Below are 20,972 nucleotides of genomic sequence, written 5' to 3'. Positions count from 1 at the left end.
AAAAATTAGGTCTAAAAATACCGTTTTTTTAACTGAAACAATTCAATAGCTATCAATTTTATGCAATACCAAGGCGTACTTACAAAAATGCAAACCGAACTTGATAAACCCATTCAATATTATCTGGTTTTTGAGAACGATTTTATTCACGTAAATCAGTTGCTCGATAAAGAAATACGTATTGAATTTTTAAAATATCAGTGTTTAGCTTGTGGAAAGAATAAGAAGATTTACCGTCAGGGTTTTTGTTACGACGATTTTTATAAAGTACCTCAGGCAGCAGATTGGATTATGCGTCCAGAACTCAGTAAAGCACATTTAGATGAAGAAGATCGCGATTTAGACTATGAAAAAAAGGTGCAATTACAACCGCATATTGTGTACCTCGCCAACTCGAGCAATATAAAAGTAGGAGTGACGCGTAAAACACAAGTGCCTACGAGATGGATAGATCAAGGCGCGCACGAAGCGATAGAAATTGTTGAAGTGCCTAATCGCTACTTGGCAGGTATCACCGAAGTCGCGCTTAAAGAACATATAGCCGATAAGACGAATTGGCGCAAAATGTTGAAAAATGAGATTGAAGATGAAGATCTGGTTGCGCAACGCGATGCGCTCAAGCAATACATCCCAGAAGATGCACTAGAGTATTATATAGCGAGTAATTCTGAAACCAATATTGAGTTTCCGGTTTTGCAGTATCCCACAAAATTAAAAAGCCTTAACCTGGAAAAGACACCAGAATACCAGGGAAAACTTAAAGGGATAAAAGGTCAATATTTGCTTTTTGAAGACGGTACCGTTTTTAATGTACGCAATTCTGAAGGCTATGTGGTAAGTATTACCGTAAGCGCTTAAACTTTCTGTAATTTTCTTAAATGGAATGAGTTGCTAGTAACAAAGCTGACAACTCCAATAAATTATATTTAAAATTTTTACAACTAATTTGTTAGTTTAACTAACAAATTAGTTATATTTGAATGAATCAAAACAAATACTAATCCCTAACTAGTTTAAGATTATGAAACAATTAACCAAAGCAGAAGAAGAAGTAATGCAGATCCTGTGGGATCTGGGAGAAGCTAATGTAGCAGCTGTTCTTGACGAGATGCCAGAGCCTAAACCGGCTTACAATACAGTTTCTACCATTGTGCGTATTCTGGAGACTAAAACTTTTGTAGGATTTAGAAAAGAAGGGAGGGGGCATATTTACTTTCCATTGGTGAAAAAATCAGATTACAGCAGTGCTTCGATGTCTAAGATGGTCAACGATTATTTTAATGGAAGCTTCAAAAGTATGGTTTCATTTTTCGTCAAGAAAAAAGAAATGAGTGCCAGCGAACTCGAATCTATTTTGAAAGAAATTAATAAAGACGACTAACCATGGTAAGATATATACTCGAAGTTATTGTTTTTCAGACGTTGTTTTTAGGAGTGTATCAACTTTTCCTGAATAAGGAAACCTTTTTCAACATCAACAGATTGTATCTGATCAGTACTGCGCTTTTAGCGTTTGCATTGCCATTTATGCAATTTGAAATTTTTCAGAACCAACTTCCCATAGCTCAAAATATTTATTTTCTGCCGGAGGTTGTAGTAACTTCAGAAAATCAAAGTGCTGCAGTTGAGCCCATTCAGCAAGAAACAGACTGGAGTATTTATTTGTTATTGTATGCAGCGGGTGTGTTCTTTAGCACGGGAATGTTATTTAGAAAATATCAGGAAGTACAACGCTACTTTCGGTTCAGACAAAAGTCAGACCACCGCATTATTAACATACCAAACAGTGATGCTGCATTTACATTTATGGGTACTATTTTTATAGGGAAGAACATTTCGCCGGAAGCTAAAGCACATATTCTCGCTCACGAAGAAGTGCACTTAAAGCAACGTCATGGTCTTGACTTGTTTCTTTTTGAAATTTTAAGAGTTGTATTCTGGTTCAATCCGCTGGTGTATATCTATCAAAATAAAGTAGCCGAACTGCATGAGTTTATCGCAGATGCTCAAGCGATGCGCAAAACCGAGACTAAATCCTATTACAACCAGTTGCTCAATACTGCTTTTGGTACGCAACACATTTCATTCATCAATACCTTTTTCAATCATTCATTAATCAAAAAACGAATTGTTATGTTACAAAAACGCTCTAAAAATCAAGCACGTCTAAAATACCTCTTGATCGTCCCGGTTCTTGCCGGAATGTTAACTTATGTAGGATGTACTGATGATAATGAAGTCGCTCAGAATAATGCAGCACTTACGTTAGAAGAACAGGTTGCAGATTTAAAAGCTACCATAGAGGCCGCGGACAATATCACGCAGGAAGAATTGAGTTCTTTAAAGGAGTTAGAAGCACAATATCGAGAAAAGCTTAAAGCTATTGAAGCTGTACCAGGCGTTGCAGAGGCAATTGCACTTCATGAAGCCCCTGTGGGTGATGGTGTAGAGATTATTGAAGTCGAAGAGACTCAAAGTCAAAAAGAATATGAGGATGTGCCTTTTGCTGTAGTAGAAGAGATTCCGACATTTCCTGGATGTGAGTATTTAAGCCGTAAAGAGAAAAAAATGTGTATGTCTCAGCAGGTTTCTCAGTTTGTAAATAAAAACTTTAATACGGCTTTAGGAAAGGAATTAGGTCTCACTGGTGTAAACCGAATCTATGTTCGCTTTGAAATTGATACGCAGGGTAAAATTACAGACATTGGGGTGCGGGGTCCTCACCCAAAACTCGAGGAAGAAGCGCGTCGTGTAGTGAGCTTGTTGCCTCAAATGACTCCGGGCAAACATAAAGGAAAAGCAGTTGGTGTGTTGTATTCACTGCCCATTGTTTTTCAAGTACAGTAATCATTTAAAATTCGCGTTATGAAAAAGTTTATTTACTTATACTTAGGTATTTCCATTTTTGCCTCGACTTCGTGTTCTTCAGATAAAAATAATAGCGACGTAGCACAGCTTTCCTTTGAAGAAAAAATCAGCAATCTTGAAGCTACTTTGGCATTAAAGTCAGCGTTGAGCAAAGAAGAGCAGGTGAAACTATCTGGCTTAAATGATTTGATTACAAGTAAAACCACTAAACCTTCCATAAAAGCTGGTGATCCCAATCACTCTTTTAATTTTGATGACTTAGGTGATGATCGTGTAGAATTTAACACGATAACAGAACCACCTTATTATATGTCCTGTGATAAGGCTGATATGGAGGAAAGACGTGCTTGTACAGAAGAAGCTGTAGCTGCCTATGTTGATACTTATTTTAATCCAGAGGTTTATAAAAGTTCAAATGTGATGGGTAGGTATGAAATGACCGCCAGTTTTTTAATTGACACCGAAGGAAACATTCAAGATGTGAAAATCAGAAATGATTCTAATAAAGCTTTAAGTGCTGAAGCTAAACGTGTGCTCGAAAGTTTACCGCAAATGCAACCCGGTAAACATAAGGGAAAGCCTATGGCGGCACTGTATACGCAACCTATAATCTATGATGTAAAGCCTTAAAAAGAATACATGCGAAGTTTTTATCTAGTTGTATTTTTAGTACTAGCCAGTCGAGCCGAAGCTCAAAACGTTTCGCCTTTGGCCGTTGGTGACAGTCTGTATGCTGTAGGGAACTATAGCGAAGCGATAGCAAACTATGAGCAGATTAAAAATAAAGAGGAATCGGTTTATTTAAAGTTGGCACGGGCACATCAGGCAAAGGGGACACTTGATGATGCATTGGCTAACTATGAGCAAGCTGCGACCAGCACGGATGAAGTAATTGCTATGAACGAGTACGGGAAGTTGCTCATTACCAAACGTAAATTCAAGGAAGCTGACTCCATTTTTACTCAATTGATCGACGTCTATAAAACCAATCCAGACTTTTATTATCAGCGAGGCCGAGCTAATGAAAACAGACCTCGAAATATAAATATAAAGTCAGCAGATAGCGTTCTTGAAAAACAACTTGACAAATTTCATCCACATATTGAAGATTATAAAAAAGCTGTTGCTTTAGACAGTACCCATCAAAAAGCCCTTGGAGAACTTGCGGTGTATTATTTAAAGCAAAAAGAATACGGAATGGTCGAAAAACTGGCATTCAAAGCTTTAGAGAGCTACCCCACGAATGTGGAAATCATAAGCACACTTGCACAAAGCTATTACCACAAAGGCTGGAATGAAGAAGGAATCGAATGGTTCGAAAAGCTTTTAGAACTGGGGCAAGACACCCAATTCATCAGAGAAAAACTGGGAAATCTATATTATAAAAAACGCCGTTATGAAGATGCGATAGCACAGTATTTAGGAGCTTTAGAGTTTTCTCCAGAAGATGATTATGTGCACGCGACACTGGCCAAATTATACAATTTTGTAGAAGATGTAAAGGCTGCTGAAACCCACGGGTTATTGGCTATTTTATATAAAGACCAACCCTTGGGGGATGAGTATTACACGCTTTCTCGTACGTATGAGATGAAAAAGGATTGGAAAAATGCGATGAAGTATGTAAACCGGTCTTTAGAAGAAGATCCTGACAACAAAAAAGCGGAATACACTAAAGTTGTTATCGCAGATAATTACTACGAAGACCGTCGTACTGTTTTAAAACTCTACAAAGATTTCATCAAAAAGTACGAGGACGGAAAATATGCTAAATACGATCCTACTTTAAGATTGGCCCGGGAACGCCGCGATAAACTCAATCGGGAGATCTTTATGGCAGATGGCGAGGAAGAGAAATAACCTACTTCCTTTGAAGGAAGGGTTGGGGATGGATGTTTAGGGCCTTAAATAATAATACCAATAACAATATCAATAATTAAAGCAGTTGCTTACTTTTAGCATTCCTAATAATGCCCTGTGAAAAACTACCTACTTTTATCGTTTAGCTTTATCTTTTTTCTTTCGTGTAACTCAGAGAAAGGGCTCAACTGTTTTCAGGCAGAAGGCGAGCGCATCGAGCGCGTATTTCCGGTAGAAGATTTTACTGCTGTTGTAGTTGAAGAGCGTTTACAACTCATCGTAAAACAGGGAGCAGAACAAAAAGTGGTTGTTGCCACGGGAGAAAATCTTATCAACGATATTGAAGTAAGTGTGACCGATGGTGTACTTACGGTTCTTAATGAGAACGGCTGTAACTTGGTACGTGATTACAACATCAGCGCAGTCTATGTGACATCGCCTAATCTTACTGAAATCCGCAATGCTTCTGGGTATGAAGTGCAAAGCGACGGCGTACTTGCCTACGATTCGTTGACCCTTACCAGCGAAGATCTGGAAGAAGAAGATGTGTATCATAAAGACGGGGATTTCCGTTTAGAGTTGGATGTAAACGAACTCAACATAACCGCAAACGGACTCACTAATTTCTATATTTCCGGCGTAGCCAAAACGGCTAATATTGAGTTTTTAGAAGGTGATATTCGGTTTGAAGGAGCGGACTTTGAAATTCAAAATGCAAACATCTACCACCGCGGGACCAATAAGGTTATTGTCAATCCTATTCAATCCCTTCGCGGAAGTGTTTTGAGTACAGGAGATTTGATCTCGGTCAACCGCCCGCCTCTTGTTGAGGTTGAAGAAACCTACACCGGGCGATTAATTTTCCAATAGCGCGAAGCGTTTTGGTCATTTCCGCGAAGTCGGAAATCTCATAGGTTCCTCCCATTTTTAAGGGGAAGGTGTTTTCGGTTATACCGAAAACGGAGGGGTTATAATTCCGCGGAGGCGAAAATCCCATTCGCTGATTTTTAACCGTATCTTTGCAGTTTAAAACCTCAAAAGACTAAATCTTTGGAATCTCAAAATAACAATCCGTTACGCCCAGAATCATCAGAAGAAAAACCGCACAAAGCTGGTTTTGTAAACATCATTGGTAATCCTAATGTGGGGAAATCTACTTTGATGAATGCACTGGTAGGCGAACGCTTATCGATCATTACCTCAAAAGCACAAACTACACGTCATCGTATTTTAGGTATTGTAAACGGAGACGACTTTCAGGCAATTTTGAGCGATACGCCCGGGATCATAAAGCCTGCGTATGAACTGCAAGCTTCGATGATGGACTTTGTAAAGTCGGCTTTCGAAGATGCAGATGTGCTGATTTACATGGTTGAATTGGGCGAAAAGGAATTGAAAGATGAAGCTTTTTTCAATAAGATTAGAAATACAGACATTCCGGTTTTATTGCTGATTAACAAAATAGACCGGGGTAACGAAGAACTGCTCGAATCCAGCCGTACCCACTGGAAAGAACAGGTGCCTAATGCAGAGATTTTTGCAATTTCTGCTTTGGAGAATTTTGGTGTAGCCGAAGTATTTAATCGTATTCTCGAAGCCTTGCCGGTATCTCCACCGTTCTATCCTAAAGATGCCTTAACCGATAAACCGGAACGCTTTTTTGTAAACGAAATCATTCGTGAGAAGATCTTGATGCATTACAAAAAGGAGATTCCCTACTCGGTAGAAATAGATACCGAAGAGTTTTTTGAAGAAGATAACATCATCAGAATGCGCAGTATCATTATGGTGGAGCGCGACAGCCAAAAAGGAATCATCATCGGTCATAAAGGTGCTGCTCTAAAACGAGTAGGTATCGAAGCGCGTAAAGATCTTGAAGTGTTTTTTGGCAAAAAAGTACATATGGAATTGTACGTAAAAGTCAATAAAAACTGGAGAAGCAGTGAAAGAGAGTTGCGTCGTTTTGGGTATAATGGGAAGTAGGGGGTATACTGCAGACAGCATCAGCAGATCCCTTAATTTTCCGGATATATACTTATGAATAGCGATTAAGATGGCAACAATAGAAAATTTAAGAAATGGTTGATTGATAAACTTCAATCTCTAAAAATAAAGCTTTTTTAGCCCTTTTAATGTTCTTAAAGTATACGTATGAATCGAGATAGGGGTGAGACTCCTCTTTACCTACTAGGCTATCTGCTGGCTTTTCTTGCCTTAATGCAAAATGCGCAAGAAAAGATTTATCAATCTGTTACTTGTGCATTTTTATTATTTTTTAACTAGTATTTGTTGGTTATTTATTTCCTAGCATAGTTAGTGTAGCCACCGTCAACTAATAGTTCTGTTCCAACAACAAAACTTGCTTCCTCCGAAGCTAAGAACAATACCGCTTTTGCAATTTCATCAGGATTCCCTACTCTTTTCAAAGCTGTTGCCGAAGCTACATAGTCTTTTGCTTCTTTAGTAGGAACAGCACTGTCAAGAATTTTTGTTTGAACAGGGCCTGGACTCACGATATTTACCCTAATATTTCTGTCAGCCAATTCGTTAGCAGCAATTTGAGCAATCTTGCTGAGTGCCCCTTTAGTGGCAGAATAGACACTTGCCCCTAAATTGGCAGCTGTTGCCGAAGTTGAGGATGTAAATAGTAGTGCTCCTCCATTTTTGATATTCGGAAGTAATTTTTGTAAAGTAAAGAAGCTTCCTTTTACATTGGTGTTGAATTGGACATCAAAATCAGCTTCCGTAACCTGTTCAATTGAGTTGAATATGGCTGTTCCGGCATTCAAGAAAAGGACGTCTATTTTAATTCCACTTTCAGTAACTATTTTTTCTAATACTGCGATACCTGCTAAATTTGAAGTATCTGAAACTACCGTATTCAATCGTCGACTATCTATTTTTGCTGCTGCTTTTTGAAGATTTTCAGCACTTCTTCCAGTGATCCATACATTTGCTCCTTTTTCGATAAATGCTTTGGCTTTTGCGAATCCAATACCGGAACTTCCACCAGTAATTATTACGTTTTTATTTTCGAAATTCATTTTATAATTGTTTATGATTTGGAGGCAAACTTAAAACAGTTTTATTTATTTTTGATACCAAGTAACAAAAAGTAACAGTAACCTTGAAGTAACATAGTAACTTATTATGGAGTGCGAAGAATTCAAACCAAACGAATACAAAGAAGAAATGATGGCCGTTCAAGATACAATGGATGTGCTGCAGGGAAAGTGGAAAATAAAGGTTTTATCATCCATTTGCTTTTACGATAAAAGAAGATTTTCAGATATCCTGAATGATGTATATGGCATATCTAACAAAATGTTGAGTAAGGAATTAAGGGATCTTGAGATAAATCAATTGATTACCCGTACCGTTTTAGATACGCATCCTGTAACTATACATTATCAACTTACAGAACACGGAAAGACATTAGGAACAATTATAGATAACTTGACAGAATGGGGTAAAAGGCACAGAAAAAAAATTATCGGAGAATAAACGCGCTTTAGTTGTAGGTCTCACTCTTTTTTATCTGCCATTAATTGTACTTAACAAGTTAAGCTTATGGTAAACTTTATTTTGGTCAAACTATTTCTGGTGAGAATTTTTTTTAGCTTCTTGCTAACGCATTGTAATTTATTGAATATCAAACTGTTTAAAAACCTATATCTTCATTAGTCAAACCAAATTTATCGATTTGTTTTCTAATGCGCTTTACCAGCCCTAGCTTTCTTTTTTTGATCCAGAAGCAAATAGCCCTCCGGATTTATATACAGCACACCCTTGACAACTATGTTCCAGATGATCACGCCAGTTTACGCGCTGTGGCACTTATAGTCGATACCCCGTCCCTTTCTAAAATTTACCCTGTGGAAAAAGTCTCTTAGTGGAGTAGATTCCTTCAGGTTCCCTATGGCATTGGCCGAATTGCGTAGGGCAATCTTTAACCTGTTACTCCCTTTGGACACATCACTTGAAAGTACTTTGCCGCCATCGCCTACAACCTCAAGAAATACCTCAAATTCACTCAAAAACGGGTAAAAAGTGGAGCAGGGATGCTCGACTTATTTTTAGAACTCAAAACCGCATTAAAGGAAGCCTATAAATCGATTTTAAGGAGTCTAATTTTTTATTGTTTTGAGAACGTCCTAAAACTAGAAAACCGCTTTAAATAAATCAAATTTTACAAGAATTATAGGCTTGCGCAAGGGTTATCAAATTGGTAACTGGCTTATTCAATTTCTATTTTTATCGATTAAGAAAGACATATGTTCAATAGCAAATTTTAAAACATCTACTTTTTCATCAACATATACATCTGGTGCCATACCATAAGGATCTATGGGGTTTTCAGCGACATCCTTGGCTCTAATAGAGGAGGGGTAGTTAAGTTCAAAACAGTTTATCTTTTTTGTAAGTACATTAAACCCATCGATAATACCAGCTGTATTTTGTCCATAGAGAATTACCTTTTCGCTTTGCCTTGTCCTATAGACAAACGTTTCTCCTGAGCTAATGGTTTTTTCATTTATAAGAACTGCTACTTTTTGATGGGGAGCAAAAAGTGTATCTGGTATTGAAGTACTGGCATATTCATCTCCATTTGGCCAGAATAATGTTCCTGTTAAAGAGGAGAGGTAATCATATTCTGCTTTGCTCTCGTCATCCAGTTCTTCAGGCTTTCTGCCATCCAGAAAAATATCAATATTGCCTTTGGAGAGCCAGAGGCCGTAATTGGGTGTTTGAATAGGCCCAGACAATATATAAGGAAAAAGAGGCTTATAAACGGCATCGTTACCTCCGTTATTATCCCGTACATCAACGATAAAAAAATCTGCATTAACCAATTCCTGATGATGTGATTTAATAAGGCTATCTACAAATGCTGGTTCTTTTTCATAGAAATTAGGGAAACGAATGTAGGGAATCTTATCATCTATCATTCGTATATGGAAATCGCTGTAAAGATCTGCTTCCTCAGCTTTTGTAACTTTATTAGTGTTTGACGGCCAAACCTTTATCCAATTATTGAAATCGATAAATTCTAAATGTTCAGGGTTTTGAAGTTTGCCTTTCAATTTTCGTCCGCTATTGTCGTCCATATAATAAATCACCTCATAATCATTTCCATAAATCTGGCTGAGCTCAAATTTCACATCTCCCTGCTTCCAAACATTATTCTTACTGCTCAATATGAAACCAATAAATTTGTTTTCATGGGTATCTTTTTTTGGCATAATACCCACTTCGTAAGCACCATATTTCCATATGCCTAAAAGATCATTTTCCTTATAGGTTTTCTTTTTCTTAATTCTGTTTATTTCTTTGAGGAAAGCATTCTTATCAATCATGATGCTGTCACGGGTTTCTTTAAGGGCACTTTTACGTGTGAGTCTTATATAAGTATGGCCACCTCTAAAGAACTGGAGCCATTGTTCAAGTACTGGAAGGCATTCTTCTATTGCAGAAACACGACCGGCTTTTTTCCTAAAAACTTCTTTATTGGCAGCATAAAGTTCTCTATTAGCCTCGGTAACCTTGATATTAAATAAAGCATAATCATTTTCATAAACCTGAACTACCTCCTCAAATGCTTCTGCACAAGTACAATCTTGAGCTCGCACAGATAAGATGCTTATTAATAAAAAAAAGAGCGCTAGTAACGGCTTTGTAATTGTTTCCATTGAAAGATTTTATGTAATTGAATTTTAATTTTTACTTCTACTTTTTAAAATAAATTGCAGGTAACGTTAGCTTGCTGCCAACAAATGGAGCTATACGTACCAAGGGTACGTATAGCTCCATTTTAGATATTCATACACAAACGATTCTAAACGAACACGATACGATTAATACGCTATAAATATATGCTTTTATACACTATGCTTTTTTACAGAATTCCCTAATCTCATAAAACCATTTTAGGGTTAAAAAACCAAAGTGTATAGTTACAACAGGACTTACATAGTAATCTGTATAGCTATTCCAGGATGAGTCAGAAAATGAGCCATGTAGGGCAACTCCCAGGCAAAGCCTAGGCATCCCCTAGGATAGTGTATGAAAACGGCTTTGAAAAAGTAGAAAATTAATATTTTATTAACAGTTTGAATGGTGCTTTACCTATTGGCCCGATATTCCTTATCACAACCTTAGGATGTCTTCGATATCCAATACAATTTGAATTACAGACAGTCGCTCAAAGCTTATACTGAAGACTACAATCACTCAAAAACGTCTGATACGACGAGGTTTTAGGCATATGCTGGCGAATTACTTCAGAGTAAAGTTTTGATGTAACGACCCGCTGTATCCTGCTTGTACCGGGAAAGAGGAAGACCCGCTTAGTTTATCCTGAGCGAAGTCGAAGGTTAGGGTGGTGTGAGACAGCAGGAGTGCATCGCAGGCTTACCGTTCACATCTGTCTACTCAAGTGTGTGCAGTTTTTTATTTCATTCGCTTTTTAAGATCCATCCTCTGATGTAAAATTCTAACGATTTCAACAATCTCATTTTCGACTTTTCTGTAAAAAAAATCAGATGCGATTTGATTTTCGTCACTCGATAGTTTTTTCGAGTTTGTTCTGCGGATTCTCCAATTAGATAGTTATCCGCTATAAATTCAATTTCTCCGATTATTAAGTCGTAATATCTGTCAGCTTGTTCTTTAGGCCATTTGTGAAAAGTATACACCCAAATATCATTTAAATCAACAATCGCTTGTTTACTGATTCGATATTTGCTTTTACTCATACGTGTTGGCGATGTAATTCAGATAAGTTTTGTTTCCGGTCAAAATTTTCAACAAACCCGCTATTTTCTCCAACTTCGAGCGCTTTAATAAGTTCTAGTTCCTTATTTTTCTTCCCGTTCCAACAAACGTAATGCGGAACGAATAACTTCGCTAACTGAACCATACCTACCGGAATTCACTTCTTCACTGATAAATTCCTCAAAGTGATTTCCGAGTGATATTGATGTGTTTTTTCCCATTTCGACTATAATTTTACTCAAATATACCAAATCTTGGTAACGCAACCCAATGGCACACAACGGCATTGGGTCTACAAAACCACCTGTTTATTCTTTAAAAGTAGTTGAAGTACTATCAATATTCAATAAAACCTGAATATTGAATTCTTTGTGTTTCAAGACTGTAGTTTAACCTCATACGTTTTTTAAAAACCATATAAAGTCCTAAAGTGAGTAGTATTAGACCGTTTACGGTCTTTTTGAAGGTTACCTCCAGATTGAAAAGCTTTTTGAGGTTATAAGCCAGAACCATTAGTCCTAAGTCTGCCGATACAGCCGGTATTCCTCTTTTGGTGCGGTAGGTCTACTTCCGGGAAAAACAAGACCTTCAAATCATTATAAGGGTTCAGTGCAGATCTCAAATAACCCATCCTAAAACAGACTAATCCCCATAGAAGGCTGATCGAATCCCGATAGCGGGACGGTTCAGTCAACACGGCGTTCAAGCTGGGTTCCCGTTATGCAACGGCACAGGCTTTACCGACCACACGAACGCTAGTTATTTAGTTATTGGCAACTGTATTTATTTTTGAAACTAAAATATGCTATTTAAATCCTGACTCCCAATTATCGCCATAATTTCTACAACATCGTTATTGATTTTATAGTAAATACTATCAGAACCACATACGCAGCGCCTATATCCTTTTTTTAGAAATTCAACAGATTCAAATGAATATGGTTGCTTGGCAATTATTTCAAAATATTCAAAGAAGGTGTCAAAATATTTATCTGCTTGATTTATACCAAATCTTTGTATTCCGTACTGATGAATTCTTATTAAATCTTCTTTAGCTAAATTACTTAATCTATATTTAGCCATAAAGACTTTGATTGCGCTAAGATTTCATCTTTACTATCGTTAGTAAAGCCACTTTTTTCAGCTTTATCCAGTCTAGATTTTATCCAATCGATTTGAATTTGTTGTTTTCTAGCTTGTCTAATTAAATCATTAACCAGTTCGCTCTTACTTGAATATTCTTTATTATCAATTTGATTTTTTAACCAATCATCATTTGGTTCTGTAAAAGAAATGCTTTGTCTTCCCATAATATCACTTTTGATGTAAATTTACACCAAAATTACATTAAACAAAATTCAATTGATGTCCCGATGTGATTTTATAGGTTGCCAACGGCAGTGAGTCTACAAAACCACCTGTTTATTCTTTAAAAGTAGTTGAAGTGCATCAATATCCAATAAAACCTGAATATTGAATTCTTTGTGTTTCAAGACTGTAGTTTAACCTCATACGTTTTTTAAAGGCCATATAAAGTCCTAAAGTGAGTAGTATTAGACCGTTTACGGTCTTTTTGAAGGTTACCTCCAGATTGAAAAGCTTTTTGAGGTATAAGCCAGAACCATCAGTTCTAAGTCTGCCAATGCAGCTGGTATTCTTTTTTTGGTGCGGTAAGTGTACTTCCTGGGAAACAAGACCTCCAAATCACTATACGGGTTCAGTCAACACGGCGTTCATGCTGGGTTCCCGTTATGCAACGGGACAGGCTGTACCGACCACACAGAATCTTAGTTATTTGGCAACGTTATTTTTTGTTTTCCAATATTTCCAAAAGTTTTTTCGGATTTTGTCTATTGTCCCAAAATGCGGTAATTGTAATTTCGTTGTCGGCAACTTTATAGTAAATGCTAAAATTACCCATAGAAGCAAGTCTTACATCTTTAAAATCAGTCGCTTTATAAATCAAAGGTTCATCGGCAATCTGCTTTGTTCTTTCAGAGACCAGTTTTACGAGTTTTTTTGAATAAGTATTGGATTTATTTCGCTTAACCCAATATTCTAAAATTCCAACGAACTGAATGTCTGCTGTTCGTGTCCAAATCACATTGCGTTTAGCCATTCCAGGTTTCGTTTGTCCATTGCCTCTTGAGAAATGAGTTTTCCATTTGTGATATCTTGCTCACTCATTTCCAACATAATTTTTTGCTCTTTAGTCAATTCGATTATTTCTGATTCAGAAGAACTTGAAGTAATTAGCTTGTCCAGAGCTACTAAAAAATCCTTATTTTTAATGGATAGTATTTTGTCAATCAATCCATTTCGTATATTATCTACTGTTGCCATTTTATTTGAATTTTGTCCTAAATATCCGAAAATTTGCTCGTTTTTCCTAATGTTGCTCAACGGCTCGGCTATGCGTAGTGCAGGATTTGAGCCCACAAACCTTTCAGGCTATCGTAGGTTTTATTAATTGCTATTGCTTTTAAATTACCACTAAACCCCGCATTATTTTATATACATTGTGTGTGTCCAGTATGAGCATCTTTTGTTTTACCGAAAGGTAAACTATTAATCTAGAGGGTGCAAGCCTGCCTTTGCCGATTATGGGCAGGGGTAACCCTTCGGCTATGCTCAGGACAGGCTCTTTGAACCATTAGTAAGCCGCAAAGCATCTGAAGAAATGCATCGCATTCACGAATACCTTATAAAGAAGAATAAAAAAGGATGAGTAAAGCGGGACTACAATCCCTATCGGGACCGGTACTGACCCTTCGGCGTTGCTCAGGATAAACCAAGCAGAAACCGTATACAGAGGCATTTATGCACGGGTAAGCAACCACATCATTGTAACGCCCCAAGAATACCAAAAGTGCATTTATGTAGATACGGCAGGGATCGGGGGAAGAAGATGTTCTTATCTGGAGGACGGAGCGTAAAGAAAATGTCTTGTAACATTTTTAGCGAACGGACCAGGCTGCCGCGTAGGACAGTCACATGATGGCTTTGTGGAGAAGTCAGCAGAGATCATAGTACCTAAAGGAAACGAGTTGCAGCACAACTGCATACGTCTTACAATTAGGGAAGGACTGAATGTATTTCTCTTCAAAATTCGCATAGGAACAACAGCTGTAGCCTATGCCTAAACTAGAAGATAGTGCTAAAGGTGGAAAGAGCTTTAGTATGATGATATACGAACCGCCGTACATACTTTGGTGTGAGGGGTGCACTTCGTCATTTGATGGCGGAGCCATCCACTCGATTGGTGGCAGTTATAGTTTTCTACCAGCTTTCATATAATCCGCAATAAAGAGAATTACTTTTGTAGATAAATCTATAAACTCTTTCGAAAGCTTTTTTACTTCAAGTCCATTTTGGTAAACTGATTCGACATCTAATTTTTTTAAATAGTCATTTAATTCTAGTGCATCTTTGGATTTATGAGCTAAGGTTTTATTCCTAATCTCTCTAAGTGGTTGCTGTTTCTCCTTTTTAAATTTTGAAAATCTTTTATGAATAGATTTGAATTCATCAATGAATTCATTCATATTATTTGTTTTCAATTCTCTCAAACAATCTCGGCCAATCAGAACACTTATATTGTCCAAATAATCTATTAAAGTTACAGCTATAACTCTGGCAAATAATTTTTTCTCTTGCTCTCTTTCAGCTATTCTTAGCTTTTCAAGTAAAATTGACAAATCAATATTTACTATATCTGAGAAAATGCACAAATTAAGAAAGGCATCATGTTTAGAATACTTATGCTTTTTAAAATCAGCTAATATTTCGCTAATATCATCTATACTAGTTTGAGAACTAGTAATATTATCATCAATCGCCTTCTTTAATTCTGACCTGCTATTTTTTAAATCTTTCTCAGCTTTTATTCTTTTAAATTTTCCGAACATCTTTAAAGTTATTCTTTATGATCTAGAACTCGATACTATAATTGCCTCCAACTTATTATATAAACACTAAATATATACAGATCCCCTTAAAATTTACGGGATATCAACACTTTAAAGTGGTGTTTATAAAAATAGCTATTTGTCTCAGAAGTAGTTTACAGAATTCCCTAATCTCCTAAAACGCTATCGTCCTTTGCAGCTTTAGAACCTTAAGTGTATCACGCTGCCAGAGTTAAAACCTCCCTTTTTTAAACTAAAAACCCGTCCTGCAAACTCCCCGGCATTTCCTACTTTTCTTCTTGATAGATACATAGTGTAACCACACTGCAACCACACTCCTACCACAGTGCAACCACACTTTACCACAAAAACTGTGGGTGATTATGGTATTATTGTGGTTGTACTTTAGTTGAATCTATAAGTATCCTGGTTTTATTTAGGTTCTAGGGATCAGATAACCGGGCTTGTGTTCCAAGGTTCCCATCACCTGCTTTAAGGCCTTTGGGGTAAGACGAAAAAGTACAATTAAAAAAGTCCCGCGTTGCGAGGCTTTCTAATTTTCGCCACCGGCTGCTAGCCAGTTAGCAGCATCCGCTACAGTTATAAAGCGTTTTTCCTGATCCTTAAAATCTTAAATAAAGGTGTTTTTTGTTTTGAATAATTATGTACTATTGCAAGCTATTAACAATTTCTTAAGACAATACATTGTAATGAAAAAATGTATATTACTCGTGCTCCTCCTCCTAAATTTCTCAGCACGCTCACAAAGTCAATCCACTTCCAGCCTAAGTATTACCGAGAGTGCAACATTTGAGGATGATAGCAAATCTTACGAAGTGGTTGCTTTAAAAACAACCGAGGATAACCAGACGGGTTTGATACGACAGGGAAAGCGCAATCTGGTATTTGAGATTTTTGATCAAAATCAGTTGCGCATATTTTCTGAGATTGTAGCTATTGAGCGTAAAGAGTCTTTTATCGGTCAGGTATTTAGCGGCAATACCATGCGAGTGATTACCGTTAACGAAGCGAGTAGATCAGATCGCGAGGTCTATTGTTATAGTTTTAACCTGAAAGATCGTAAGGTTTCTAAAAAACAACTCTTTATAGCTCAAGTAGACCGTAAGGCCGATTTGTTTTTTTTAAGTAGAAAGCGTCAGACCAGTGTTGCGATTTCAGAAAATGGAACGCATTTCGCTATTGCCACAGATGATTTTGATAAGAATGCAAATAAATATACCATAAGGGTATTTGATGCAAATACCCTTTCTTTAAAGTTTCAAAAAGGCTATCAGGATGACCAGGAACGTTATTTTGAACCCAATGATATTTTTGTCAGCGACCAGGCTGAGGTCTTTGTTGTAGGGAAACTCTTCAAAGAAGGACGCAGGCAAAAGAAGAAGAAAAAAGCAAACTATGATTTTGTAATCAATAAAGTGACCGAAACAGAAAACCGACAAGCTGCTATAGACTTAAAGGATGATTTTGTGCAATCACTTAACATCACAGAACATGATGGAAATTTAAATCTTTTTGGGTTTTACGCAGAGGATAAAGTAAGACGCATAAAAGGCAGTTGTAAATTTACCATAGATAGAAATACACTCAAAATTCTTGAAAGACAAACAGATCCTTTGCCCTTAACGGTCTTTGAGGATCTTTACGGTAAGGACCGAGCTTCAGACAAAGAGGATTCTGAATTGTCAAACTTTACATTAGATCACATTCTTACCGATAGTAACGGGAATACCTATTTACTGGCGGAAGAATTTTACGTGACTTCAACCTATACACCTACAGGAATGGGAGGTGGCATGATGGTAACTACGTATCATTTCGATGATATTATAATTTTAAAATACGATAATACGGGTAAATTAATTTGGGGGCGTAGCATTTTCAAACGGGAAACATTTCCTTCCTATAACGCTTTTCTGAAGGATGATACGTTGCATGTATTATTGAATTCCGGTAAAAGTCTGACTGAGAAAAATGATGGCCGAACCAAAGCATCCAAAGGATTTTTTGAATCAACAGCACTTTACGATTTTGAATATAGTCCAAACGGCGAAGTGTCTTACAATAAGATTCAGGATAATAAAGGCAATACAAAATACTTTCCTGCGAACGGTACCTATGAAAACAACATATTTTTAATGATGAGTGGCGGTGGTAAGGAGCGGCAGTTTATGATACTGAAGTAAAATTAGAAACAAAAAAAGCCCCGCACCGCGGAGCTTTTCTAATTTTCGCAACCGGCTGCAAGCCGGCCGGCGGTTAGCAGCATCCCCCACCGTCGTAATGAAAGGTACTTTCACTGATAAAAATAGCATCATGACCTAAAGCCGTCAAAGCTCCGGCAGTTTTATCGCAAACTGCTAAAGGCTGATTCTTCAATAAAACATGCCCTTTGTTATCGTCAAAGTGATTATCAGAACCGTAATAGATTGCAGTTTTACCGGTAAAGATACACGGACCATCTTCCGGCATCGGGTCTTTTATGGCAGCTACCTCAATAGATTCGATGTATATCAATTCGTCTGTCGGATAATTTTTAGGGTCTAAAATGCGGTAGGGTTTGCGGGCACGTATTTCGATGGTTCCAAAACCGGCATCGGTTAATGCTTTTACATAGTCTTTGATGGGTAAGCTTCCGCTAAGGCACAGCGCGCGCAAACGCTCATCGTTACGCAAGGTTTCGTTCATTTCCTGCTCACATGTAGGATCGCTCATGACCAGCCTTCCGTGAGGTTTTAAAACGCGGTACATTTCTTCAATAGCTTTCTTGAGTTCTTCCGTCTTAAAAATATTAAACAGGCAATTCTGAGCAGCCACATCGATACTGTTATCTTCCTCCGGGAGGTTCAAAGCATCTCCTTTTTTAAGATCTACAAACGCGCTTTTAAACCATGGGTTTTGTGCTTCGGCTTCCATAAAGTTTTTGCGAGAGGCTTCGAGCATTTCATCAACCACATCCACACCTACAACACCGCTTTTTTGGCGGGAGAAATAAGCGAACTGTAAAAGCTCCATACCACCGCCAACACCTACGTACAAAATACGTGGATTGTTAGTAAGGTCACGCGCATTGACCGTGCTTCCGCAGCCGTAATTCATTTCCTGCATAATCTTAGGAATCTTTAAACCCGGTAATTCCCAGATCGGATTGGTGGTGCAGCATAAGCCTACATCTGGAGTTAAAGCCGCATCGCGGTATACATTTTTGGTAGTTTCTAAATAGCTCATAATACAGTGTTTTTTAAGATTACTCGATGATCGAGGTTTAAAATGCTGAGGCTTTCTCAGAAGGTAATTTGTTTTAAAGTTGAATACCGAAGCCCTGCAGTCCGCTTTCATAAGGTGGCAAAATCTCGGTGTTGTCCCATATTCCGGTTATCAATGTTCGCGCATATTCCTGCGGTAAAAAATCGGTTTGCATCCTAGCATTTGCCAGTTTGTAATTGTATTCCATTTGATGATGTTTAAACTTGAATGTTTCCATCGAATCATCAAGAACAGCGTACCAAACATTCGGCGAACCGTCATTTGCCGGCATCCCGATTACACCGGGATTAATCCAGGTTTTTTCTTCTTTTTCCTGATGGAAAGGCAACCCGCAATGGCCTGCGATGATCACATCGGCACCGGTTGCATCAAAGTTTTTTTGTTTGATTTGCCAGTCGGTTGACTTATATACAAATTCGGATACGTTGAAATAATCGCCGTGAACTACCGTGATATCTTTTCCCGCATAGCGGAAGTCAATATGATTAGGCAACGTCGCGATGTATTCCAGTGAACTTTTACTCAGTTTACTTTGTGCATACGGAAACCACATCTGTGAAAATCCATCACAACGCGAACCTTTTCTAAAGTCACAGCCGCAATCTTCAGCACCGTCTCGTAATTGGATTTCTACATTACCCAAAATGCTTTTTACTCCCCAAATTTTAAAGAGCTGCACCACTTCTTCCGGCTGCGCACAATAGCCCACAAGATCACCGGTACAGATGCAATTTCCGGGCGGAATGCCTTGTTCTTCGGCTATACGCTTGAGTTGTTCCAATGCCTGAAGATTGCTGTACACGCCACCAAACAACAGCACTTTTCCGCTTAGCGAACCCAGATGTACTCGATTATCGAGAGTTGTAAGTGAGGCAGTTTGGTTCGAAGTAACATGCTGTTTGCTTCTAATGTCTTGTGAGCTTACCCTAAGCTGATTTACCACAGTTTTATCCATGCCGGTATCATATATACAATTAAACAACTCAATACGCCCCAGATATTCACCCAAAGCAGATCTGCATACGGACCGGTAGTTAAAATCCAAGATCCGGGGATGAGGTCAAAGATCAATAAAAATCCAAAAGCGATTCCGCAAAAAATACTCAGGTAGAAACTTATTTTTGGCGCAGGTAATTTCCAGAAAAAGAAAATAGGCGTGAGGCCAATTACCATCGTTCCCGAGATGGTTGTTGCTGATAAAATTTCAGCATCCAGAAAAATAGGAATGGTTCCTAAAACAACTAAAACACCCATCGCAATTCTACCAAAAGAAATGCTTTCTCCCAGTTTTAAATCAATAGCAGCCAATTTTGAGAATGATGAAAACGTAGAGTCTAAAGTAGAAGCCGCTGAGGTAATCATAATAAAATTAATAATCAACAGAATAGCCGTACCAAAGGCTTTGCCCACTTCTACAGCCGCCTGACCCTGCATTCCCATAGCTTTAGCATAAACGCCAATCACACTAAACAGCATGATACAAGCTCCCCCGAGAACACTGGCCAACAGAAAGCTGCGTAAGGTGACTTTAGGCGAACTTAAAAAAGCTCTATCAGTCAAAACCGGGTCATGAAAGGGATAGCTAAAGGATTGCAACAGCGCTGCAAAAAGTAAATTTAAGCCCATATCAAAACTCCATACGCCGCTGGTAACGGTATCACTCACGCTAAAATTGGTGCTCGAATAAATACTGGATAGTATGACAAACAATAAGATTGAAAATAATCCCATCTGAATGACATCGGTAAAAATAGAACTGCTGAGTCCGCCTTTTAATGAATACGCCAGCGTAAGTAAGGTAAACACGATTATGGATGCATAATACGGTGTGCTGCCCAGATCTCCAAAATAACTACCGATTACCATGGTATTACTCCAAACCTCGTTAAACAAGCGTATGGCTATTAAAATAGAGAAGATGCGCATGGCATTTTTACCAAATCGGGAGGTGAAAAAATTGTGTAGACTTTCATAGCCGCCGCGGGTACGAATGTTGTAAATCAAAATTCCGGCGATAGCAAAAGATAAATAATACCCTGCATAAGCGACCCCACCTACGATACCGAATTCGAGTCCCAGATTTGCAGCATTGGTGATGCTTTTAGCAAAAATCCAGGAGATGATGAGACTACCCGTAAGCATAAACACATTGGGTGCTTTTTTACGGTGTGTAGCTTTGAAGAAGTCACTTTTTGTTTTGGCTAATGGAGATATAACAAACAGTATCAAACTTGATACGATAATGAGTCCCCATTGCCAGATTGCTATATTCAATGT

At 37.9% G+C, this 20,972-nt stretch carries 20 protein-coding genes and 1 pseudogene; 9 read left to right on the top strand and 12 right to left on the bottom strand.

All coding sequences use genetic code 11. The features are described 5' to 3' along the window. Positions 1-60 precede the first annotated feature (60 nt). From BUB91_RS08285 to era, 7 genes are all read left to right on the top strand, one after another. On the top strand, positions 61-858 hold the full coding sequence (locus tag BUB91_RS08285) for a DUF2797 domain-containing protein (RefSeq protein ID WP_073098761.1): 798 nt from the start codon (positions 61-63) through the stop codon (positions 856-858). Positions 859-1,021: 163 nt separating this feature from the next. Next, positions 1,022-1,381: a BlaI/MecI/CopY family transcriptional regulator gene (locus BUB91_RS08280; protein ID WP_073098760.1), complete on the top strand. Its 360-nt coding sequence runs from the start codon at positions 1,022-1,024 to the stop codon at positions 1,379-1,381. 2 nt (positions 1,382-1,383) lie between these two features. Next, positions 1,384-2,847, top strand: a complete 1,464-nt coding sequence (locus BUB91_RS08275) for a M56 family metallopeptidase (RefSeq protein WP_073098759.1) — start codon at positions 1,384-1,386, stop codon at positions 2,845-2,847. An 18-nt stretch (positions 2,848-2,865) separates the two neighbouring features. Further along, positions 2,866-3,498, top strand: a complete 633-nt coding sequence (locus tag BUB91_RS08270) for an energy transducer TonB (protein WP_073098758.1) — start codon at positions 2,866-2,868, stop codon at positions 3,496-3,498. A 9-nt stretch (positions 3,499-3,507) separates the two neighbouring features. Beyond that, entirely contained in the window at positions 3,508-4,728 is a 1,221-nt protein-coding gene (locus tag BUB91_RS08265; protein ID WP_073098757.1) for a tetratricopeptide repeat protein, read from the top strand. Between the two features lie 117 nt (positions 4,729-4,845). Beyond that, entirely contained in the window at positions 4,846-5,598 is a 753-nt protein-coding gene (locus tag BUB91_RS08260) for a head GIN domain-containing protein (protein ID WP_073098756.1), read from the top strand. 180 nt (positions 5,599-5,778) lie between these two features. After that, positions 5,779-6,711: a GTPase Era gene (gene era, locus BUB91_RS08255; RefSeq protein ID WP_073098755.1), complete on the top strand. Its 933-nt coding sequence runs from the start codon at positions 5,779-5,781 to the stop codon at positions 6,709-6,711. A gap of 314 nt (positions 6,712-7,025) precedes the next feature. Here the strand turns inward: era and BUB91_RS08250 are convergent, their stop codons facing one another. Next, positions 7,026-7,772, bottom strand: a complete 747-nt coding sequence (locus tag BUB91_RS08250) for an SDR family oxidoreductase (RefSeq protein WP_073098754.1) — start codon at positions 7,770-7,772, stop codon at positions 7,026-7,028. Between the two features lie 106 nt (positions 7,773-7,878). On the opposite strand from BUB91_RS08250, the gene BUB91_RS08245 reads away from it, so the two are divergent. Beyond that, the gene (locus tag BUB91_RS08245; RefSeq protein WP_073098753.1) at positions 7,879-8,232 is read left to right on the top strand and encodes a winged helix-turn-helix transcriptional regulator; all 354 of its coding nucleotides are present in this window, start codon (positions 7,879-7,881) and stop codon (positions 8,230-8,232) included. A 737-nt stretch (positions 8,233-8,969) separates the two neighbouring features. Here the strand turns inward: BUB91_RS08245 and BUB91_RS08240 are convergent. The 8 genes and pseudogenes from BUB91_RS08240 to BUB91_RS08205 form a co-directional block, all read right to left on the bottom strand. Beyond that, positions 8,970-10,418 (bottom strand): S41 family peptidase, encoded by a 1,449-nt coding sequence (locus BUB91_RS08240; RefSeq protein ID WP_073098752.1) that lies wholly within the window; start codon positions 10,416-10,418, stop codon positions 8,970-8,972. 765 nt (positions 10,419-11,183) lie between these two features. Beyond that, complete coding sequence (locus BUB91_RS08235; RefSeq protein WP_241652584.1) at positions 11,184-11,483, bottom strand: type II toxin-antitoxin system RelE/ParE family toxin; 300 nt, start codon at positions 11,481-11,483, stop codon at positions 11,184-11,186. Beyond that, positions 11,480-11,723 (bottom strand): annotated as a pseudogene (locus BUB91_RS21145) (type II toxin-antitoxin system ParD family antitoxin). The gene BUB91_RS08235 and the pseudogene BUB91_RS21145 overlap by 4 nt, the downstream one beginning before the upstream one ends. A 574-nt stretch (positions 11,724-12,297) precedes the next feature. Next, positions 12,298-12,585 carry a type II toxin-antitoxin system RelE/ParE family toxin gene (locus tag BUB91_RS08225; protein ID WP_073098751.1) on the bottom strand — a complete coding sequence of 96 codons (288 nt, stop codon included), beginning with the start codon at positions 12,583-12,585 and terminating at the stop codon, positions 12,298-12,300. Beyond that, positions 12,567-12,812, bottom strand: coding sequence for a ribbon-helix-helix domain-containing protein (locus BUB91_RS08220; RefSeq protein ID WP_073098750.1), 246 nt, complete (start codon positions 12,810-12,812; stop codon positions 12,567-12,569). The genes BUB91_RS08225 and BUB91_RS08220 overlap by 19 nt, the downstream gene beginning before the upstream one ends. A 494-nt stretch (positions 12,813-13,306) precedes the next feature. After that, entirely contained in the window at positions 13,307-13,621 is a 315-nt protein-coding gene (locus BUB91_RS08215) for a type II toxin-antitoxin system RelE/ParE family toxin (RefSeq protein ID WP_073098749.1), read from the bottom strand. Continuing rightward, positions 13,603-13,845, bottom strand: coding sequence for a hypothetical protein (locus BUB91_RS08210; protein WP_073098838.1), 243 nt, complete (start codon positions 13,843-13,845; stop codon positions 13,603-13,605). The genes BUB91_RS08215 and BUB91_RS08210 overlap by 19 nt, the downstream gene beginning before the upstream one ends. A gap of 926 nt (positions 13,846-14,771) precedes the next feature. Further along, entirely contained in the window at positions 14,772-15,410 is a 639-nt protein-coding gene (locus tag BUB91_RS08205; protein WP_073098748.1) for a hypothetical protein, read from the bottom strand. Positions 15,411-16,120: 710 nt separating this feature from the next. Here BUB91_RS08205 and BUB91_RS08200 point away from each other — a divergent pair. Continuing rightward, on the top strand, positions 16,121-17,614 hold the full coding sequence (locus tag BUB91_RS08200; protein WP_128759328.1) for a hypothetical protein: 1,494 nt from the start codon (positions 16,121-16,123) through the stop codon (positions 17,612-17,614). A gap of 73 nt (positions 17,615-17,687) precedes the next feature. Here BUB91_RS08200 and arsM read toward each other — a convergent pair whose 3' ends face one another. The 3 genes from arsM to BUB91_RS08185 form a co-directional block, all read right to left on the bottom strand. After that, the gene (arsM, locus tag BUB91_RS08195; RefSeq protein WP_073098746.1) at positions 17,688-18,656 is read right to left on the bottom strand and encodes an arsenosugar biosynthesis arsenite methyltransferase ArsM; all 969 of its coding nucleotides are present in this window, start codon (positions 18,654-18,656) and stop codon (positions 17,688-17,690) included. 73 nt (positions 18,657-18,729) lie between these two features. Next, positions 18,730-19,650 carry a metallophosphoesterase family protein gene (locus tag BUB91_RS08190; protein ID WP_083557884.1) on the bottom strand — a complete coding sequence of 307 codons (921 nt, stop codon included), beginning with the start codon at positions 19,648-19,650 and terminating at the stop codon, positions 18,730-18,732. Further along, positions 19,632-20,969, bottom strand: coding sequence for an SLC5/6 family protein (locus tag BUB91_RS08185; RefSeq protein WP_073098745.1), 1,338 nt, complete (start codon positions 20,967-20,969; stop codon positions 19,632-19,634). Before BUB91_RS08185 ends, BUB91_RS08190 begins: the two co-directional genes overlap by 19 nt. Positions 20,970-20,972: the final 3 nt, after the last annotated feature.

Source organism: Leeuwenhoekiella marinoflava DSM 3653 (assembly GCF_900129005.1).
GTDB lineage: Bacteria > Bacteroidota > Bacteroidia > Flavobacteriales > Flavobacteriaceae > Leeuwenhoekiella > Leeuwenhoekiella marinoflava.
Note: the sequence above shows the minus strand (reverse complement) of the source record. Positions and strands in the feature narration are given on the sequence as shown.